The 6,266-nt window shown below is 70.3% G+C and carries 6 protein-coding genes; 4 read left to right on the forward strand and 2 right to left on the reverse strand.

Annotated features, from left to right (window positions below; genetic code table 11):
- Positions 1 to 82: 82 nt before the first annotated feature.
- Genes ITI46_RS19355 through ITI46_RS19370 form a run of 4 tightly spaced genes read left to right on the forward strand, consistent with a single transcriptional unit; the run spans position 83 to position 5,014 of the window.
- The gene (locus tag ITI46_RS19355; protein ID WP_209240921.1) at positions 83 to 2,326 is read left to right on the forward strand and encodes a polyribonucleotide nucleotidyltransferase; all 2,244 of its coding nucleotides are present in this window, start codon (positions 83 to 85) and stop codon (positions 2,324 to 2,326) included.
- Entirely contained in the window at positions 2,323 to 3,729 is a 1,407-nt protein-coding gene (locus tag ITI46_RS19360) for a M16 family metallopeptidase (RefSeq protein ID WP_209240922.1), read from the forward strand. Before ITI46_RS19355 ends, ITI46_RS19360 begins: the two co-directional genes overlap by 4 nt.
- Positions 3,730 to 3,788: 59 nt before the next feature.
- Complete coding sequence (gene dapB, locus ITI46_RS19365; RefSeq protein ID WP_209240923.1) at positions 3,789 to 4,541, forward strand: 4-hydroxy-tetrahydrodipicolinate reductase; 753 nt, start codon at positions 3,789 to 3,791, stop codon at positions 4,539 to 4,541.
- Between the two features lie 23 nt (positions 4,542 to 4,564).
- On the forward strand, positions 4,565 to 5,014 hold the full coding sequence (locus ITI46_RS19370; protein ID WP_209240924.1) for a tetratricopeptide repeat protein: 450 nt from the start codon (positions 4,565 to 4,567) through the stop codon (positions 5,012 to 5,014).
- A gap of 114 nt (positions 5,015 to 5,128) precedes the next feature.
- Here ITI46_RS19370 and ITI46_RS19375 read toward each other — a convergent pair whose 3' ends face one another.
- Both ITI46_RS19375 and ITI46_RS19380 read right to left on the reverse strand, forming a co-directional pair.
- Entirely contained in the window at positions 5,129 to 5,680 is a 552-nt protein-coding gene (locus ITI46_RS19375) for an SCO5741 family PH domain-containing membrane protein (RefSeq protein WP_209240925.1), read from the reverse strand.
- Positions 5,681 to 5,812: 132 nt separating this feature from the next.
- The gene (locus tag ITI46_RS19380; RefSeq protein ID WP_209240926.1) at positions 5,813 to 6,049 is read right to left on the reverse strand and encodes a hypothetical protein; all 237 of its coding nucleotides are present in this window, start codon (positions 6,047 to 6,049) and stop codon (positions 5,813 to 5,815) included.
- Between the last annotated feature and the right edge of the window lie 217 nt (positions 6,050 to 6,266).

Below are 6,266 nucleotides of genomic sequence, written 5' to 3' on the forward strand. Positions count from 1 at the left end.
ACCGGCCCGCACCGGGAGCGCTCCACCAGTACAGAAGTCCGCCGCAGAACGAGCAGCGGACGCAGACGAGGAGATATTCCTGGTGGAGAACGAGACCCACTACGCCGAGGCCGTGATCGACAACGGCTCCTTCGGCACCCGTACCATCCGCTTCGAGACCGGCCGGCTGGCCAAGCAGGCCGCAGGATCGGCCGTGGCCTACCTGGACGACGACACCATGGTGCTGTCGGCCACCACCGCCTCGAAGCAGCCCAAGGACCAGCTGGACTTCTTCCCCCTGACGGTCGACGTCGAGGAGCGGATGTACTCCGCGGGCAAGATCCCCGGCTCCTTCTTCCGGCGTGAGGGCCGCCCGTCCGAGGACGCGATCCTCACCTGCCGGCTTATCGACCGCCCGCTGCGCCCCTCGTTCCGGAAGGGCCTGCGCAACGAGATCCAGATCGTCGAGACGATCATGGCGCTCAACCCCGACCACCTCTACGACGTGGTCGCCATCAACGCCGCCTCCTGCTCCACGCAGCTGGCAGGACTGCCCTTCTCCGGCCCGATCGGCGGCACCCGCATCGCCCTGATCAAGGGCCAGTGGGTCGCCTTCCCGACCCACACCGAGCTGGAGGACGCGGTCTTCGACATGGTCATCGCGGGCCGTGTGCTGCCCGACGGTGACGTGGCCGTGATGATGGTCGAGGCCGAGGCGACCGAGAAGACCATCGAGCTCGTCAAGGGCGGCGCCGAGGCACCGACCGAGGAGGTCGTGGCCGCCGGTATGGAGGCCGCGAAGCCGTTCATCAAGGTGCTGTGCAAGGCACAGGCCGACCTCGCCGCGAAGGCCGCCAAGCCCACCGGCGAGTTCCCGATCTTCCTGGACTACCAGGACGACGTCCTGGAGGCCCTCACCGAGGCCGTCCGCGACGAGCTCGCGCAGGCGCTGACCATCGCCGCCAAGCAGGAGCGCGAGGCCGAGCTGGACCGCGTCAAGGCGCTGGCCGCCGAGAAGCTGCTCCCGCAGTTCGAGGGCCGCGAGAAGGAGATCTCCGCTGCCTACCGGTCGCTGACCAAGACCCTGGTGCGCGAGCGCGTCATCAGGGAGAAGAAGCGCATCGACGGCCGCGGCGTCACGGACATCCGCACGCTGGCCGCCGAGGTCGAGGCCATCCCGCGGGTGCACGGCTCGGCGCTGTTCGAGCGTGGCGAGACGCAGATCCTGGGCGTCACCACGCTGAACATGCTCCGCATGGAGCAGCAGCTGGACACCCTCTCGCCGGTGACCCGCAAGCGCTACATGCACAACTACAACTTCCCGCCCTACTCCACCGGTGAGACGGGCCGCGTCGGCTCCCCGAAGCGCCGCGAGATCGGCCACGGTGCGCTCGCCGAGCGTGCGCTGATGCCGGTGCTGCCGACCCGCGAGGAGTTCCCGTACGCGATCCGGCAGGTCTCCGAGGCGCTGGGCTCCAACGGCTCGACGTCCATGGGCTCGGTCTGCGCCTCCACCATGTCGCTGCTGAACGCCGGTGTGCCGCTGAAGGCCCCGGTCGCCGGTATCGCCATGGGCCTGATCTCCCAGGAGATCGAGGGCGAGACGCACTATGTGACGCTGACCGACATCCTCGGCGCCGAGGACGCGTTCGGCGACATGGACTTCAAGGTCGCCGGCACCAAGCAGTTCGTCACCGCGCTGCAGCTCGACACCAAGCTGGACGGCATCCCGGCCTCCGTGCTGGCCGCGGCCCTCAAGCAGGCCCGCGACGCGCGGATGCACATCCTCGATGTGATGACCGAGGCGATCGACGTTCCGGACGAGATGTCCCCGAACGCGCCGCGGATCATCACCGTGAAGATCCCGGTGGACAAGATCGGTGAAGTCATCGGCCCCAAGGGCAAGATGATCAACCAGATCCAGGAGGACACCGGCGCCGACATCACCATCGAGGACGACGGCACCATCTACATCGGTGCCGCCGACGGCCCGGCCGCCGAGGCGGCCCGCGCCACCATCAACGGCATCGCCAACCCGACGATGCCCGAGGTAGGCGAGCGCTACCTGGGCACCGTCGTCAAGACGACCACCTTCGGCGCCTTCGTCTCGCTGCTGCCCGGCAAGGACGGTCTGCTGCACATCTCGCAGATCCGCAAGCTCGCCGGCGGCAAGCGCGTGGAGAACGTCGAGGACGTCGTCGGCGTGGGCCAGAAGGTCCAGGTCGAGATCGCGGAGATCGACCAGCGCGGCAAGCTCTCGCTGATCCCCGTCCTGGACGAGGCCGAGTCCGACAGCGGCGCCGCCGAGTCCGGTTCCGCGACCCCCGAGGACGAGACCGCGAAGTGACGCGTACGTTCCGTACGACGGCCCGCCCCGCCACCCCGGCAGGGCGGGCCGTCGCCCGTACCAAGGCCCCGGCCAAGACCCGCACCCGCACCCTGATCCCGGGGCAGAACGGCGCGGGCACCGTCCGCAAGAGCGTGCTCCCCGGTGGGCTCCGGGTGCTCACCGAGACGCTGCCGACGGTGCGCTCCGCGACGTTCGGCATCTGGGCACATGCCGGCTCCCGCGACGAGACGCCGGCGCTGAGCGGGGCCACGCACTATCTGGAGCACCTGCTCTTCAAGGGCACCGAGCGGCGCAGCGCACTGGAGATCTCCGCGGCGCTGGACGCGGTGGGCGGCGAGATGAACGCGTTCACCACCAAGGAGTTCACCTGCTACTACGCGCGGGTCCTGGACGCCGATCTGCCGCTGGCCATCGACGTCGTCTCCGACATGCTCACCAGCTCGTTGATCGACCCCGGCGAGGTCGAGTCCGAGCGCGGCGTCATCCTCGAAGAGATCGCTATGACGGAGGACGACGCGGGCGACTGCGTCCACGATCTGTTCGCGCACGCCATGTTCGGCGACACCCCGCTGGGCCGCCCCGTGCTGGGCACCGTCGACACCGTCAACGCGCTCACCCGCGACCAGGTGGCCCGCTTCTACAAGAAGCACTACGACCCGCCCCGGCTGGTGGTCGCCGCAGCGGGAAACCTCTCCCACGAGAAGGTCGTACGCCAGGTGCGGGCCGCCTTCGACCGCGCGGGCGCGCTCGACCGCACGGCCGGCACCGACCCGGTCGGCCCCCGTTCGGGCAGCAGGACGCTGCGCGGCGGCGGACGCGTCGACTTCCTGGACCGGCCGACCGAACAGGCACATCTCGTACTGGGCATGCCCGGCGTCTCCCGGCACGACGAGCGCCGCTGGCCGCTGGCGGTCCTCAGCACCGCGCTCGGCGGCGGAATGAGCTCCCGGCTCTTCCAGGAGATCCGCGAGCGGCGCGGCCTGGCCTACAGCACCTACGCCTACACCTCCGGATACGCCGACTGCGGCCTCTTCGGCGTCTATGTGGGCTGCCGCCCCAGCCAGGTGCCCGATGTGCTCAAGATCTGCCGCGAGGAGCTCGACAGCGTCGCGCGGCACGGTCTGAGCGACGACGAGGTGCGCCGCGCCGTCGGACAGCTCTCCGGCTCCACGGTGCTCGGTCTGGAGGACACCGGCGCTCTGATGCACCGCGTCGGCAAGAGCGAGCTGTGCTGGGGCGAGCAGATGTCCACGGACGACATGCTCGCCAAGATCGCCGCGGTCACCCCCGACGACATCCGCGAGGTGGCCCGCGACGTACTGGACCGGCGCCCCTCGCTGGCCGCCATCGGGCGGCTCACCGACCGCCAGACCTCCCATCTGCACGAGGCCGTGGCCTGAGTCCGGCGGACCGGCCCTCTCCTCTCTCAGACGTCTCTCACACGTAAGGAACGAGCACAATGAGCAAGCTGCGGGTAGCCGTACTCGGCGCGAAGGGACGAATGGGCTCCGAGGCCGTACGGGCCGTCGAGGGCGCCGACGACATGGAGCTGGTCGCGGCCCTCGGCAGCGGCGACCCGCTCGACGCGCTGACCGAGACGGGCACCCAGGTCGCCGTCGACCTCACCCGCCCGGACGCCGTCATGGGCAACCTGCAGTTCTGCGTCGCCAACGGCATCCACGCCGTCGTCGGCACCACCGGCTGGACGGACGAGCGGCTGGCCACCGTACGCGCCCAGCTCTCCGAGTCGCCCGGCACCGGCGTGCTCATCGCCCCCAACTTCGGCATCGGGGCCGTGCTGACGATGCGCTTCGCGCAGCAGGCCGCCCGCTTCTTCGAGTCCGTCGAGGTCGTCGAGCTGCACCACCCCGGAAAGGCCGACGCCCCCAGCGGTACGGCCGTGCGCACCGCACAGCTCATCGCCGAGGCCCGCGAGGCAGCCGAACTCCCGGCCCAGCCCGACGCCACCACCACCTCGCTGGAGGGCGCCCGGGGCGCCGACGTGGACGGGGTGCCGGTGCACGCCGTCCGGCTGCGCGGCCTGGTCGCGCACCAGGAGGTCCTCTTCGGCGACGAGGCCGAGACGCTCACCATCCGCCACGACTCGCTGCACCGCAGCTCCTTCATGCCGGGCGTGCTGCTGGGCGTACGCAAGGTGCCGGGCGCTCCGGGGCTCACCTTCGGCCTCGAACACTTCCTCGACCTGGACTGACCGCACCGACGGAGCACAGCAGCATGCGCGCGAAGATCACCTACTTCCTCCTGGCCGCCGTCCTGGTCGTCTACTTCGTCCTGGTCGGCAGCCGGGGCGTGCTGCTGATCGAGCAGGGCACAGCCCTCACCACCGCCTTCGGCGTCTCGGTGCTGGTGCTGCCCTTCATCGGGGCCTGGTTCCTGTGGCACACCACGCGCTTCGCCCGGCGAGCCGGACGGCTCGCCCGGCAACTGGAGGCAGAGGGCGGACTGCCCGTCGACGAACTCGAACGCACGCCCTCAGGGCGCATCGACCGCGCCTCCGCGGACGCCGTCTTCGCCCGTCGCCGAGCCGAGACGGAGCAGAACCCCGACGACTGGCGCTCCTGGTTCCGCCTCGCGGTTGCTTATCACGACGCCCGCGATACGCCGCGGGCCCGCAAGGCGATGCAGCATGCGATAGCTCTGCATGAGGCGGCCCACCGCCGGTGAGGGGGTGCCCCTGCGTGTTGTTTGCGGTCTGCGGGTGCGTTCGTGGCTGGTGGGGGCACCCCGTGCCCGAAGAGCTTGGGGGAGCAGTTCCCCGCGCCCCTGAGAAAGGGCCCCTCACCCCGATTCGGCGGCCCAGCTCTCAATCACATCGGCGGCACGGTCAAAAGCCCGCGGGCGGGACAGAAAGTCGGCATTGCGGCTGGTCAGCAACGTCCGCTCGCTCACGCCCTGCCCCGCAGGGACCAGCACCAGCGCCTGCCCCTGGACCGTACGCGGCAACCCGAGCCACCGCACGGGCCGCTGCACCGTACGCACCGAGACCACCTCGCTCCACCGCAGCGTGGCCGTACGCAACAGCCCCACGCGGCGCAGCCCGGACGAACTGACCCACACCCCGGCCCGCAGCATCCGTACGGCGAGGGCTATCAGCAGCACGCCGCAGCCCGCGCATATCGCCCCGCTGGGCCATCCGCCGGCGAGGGTGATGATGAGCGCGGAGAAGAGTACGTACGACGCGAGAAGCAGCAGCAGCGCGCCACCGCCGACCCGCCACGGGCCCGGGCGGTAGGGTCGCCGCCACAGATCACGGTTGGCCTCGGCGAGAGTCACCGACTGGGCCGCCAGCACGGCGTCTTCGCGGTCGGCTGTCACAAAGGGCAGGGGCACGGCAGAGGTCCTCGCTCGCTCACGACAGTGGCTTGACCCGCGGCTGCTCGCCGCAGCGGTGTGAGCGGTGACATTAGCGAGGCCGGTCGGCCCCGGCCACCCCCGGGTGGTGTTCCCGGGGGTGGCCGTCGGTCAGCGGCCCTCGGCCGCAGCCGGCTGGTCGTGCGCCGGGCTCTGATTTTCGCTGAGCGCCGGCAGCCCGAGCACTACCGATCCCACGAGCCCGGCGACGATGGTCAGCCCCACCAGGGCACTGCCCGCGATCTCGCGGAAGCTGCGACGGGCAGGGGGCGGCGGGGTGACATTGCTGCGGAACCGGTCGGCGTCGGCTATGAAGGCGAACGGGACTGACTCTCCGCGGCGGGACATGAAGGTGCGCTCCTGCTTGATCGTTCTGGGCTGGTTATGGGGTGAACGTCCGAGTCGGCGGCAGAGTGCCCGCCACCGCCGGTTCCCTGTGAAAAATATCAATCGGGGCGAAGGGCTTTGTCACCGGGGTCGCGTTTCTTCACCCTGAGACTCGTTTGTCCGGTTAAGCATGGGCAAAGTGGGCTATCTTCCCCGCCCGACTCCGGCTGTCGGACCC

The sequence above is a fragment of the Streptomyces oryzae genome, from assembly GCF_017676365.1.
In the GTDB taxonomy this organism is placed as follows: Bacteria; Actinomycetota; Actinomycetes; order Streptomycetales; family Streptomycetaceae; genus Streptomyces; species Streptomyces oryzae.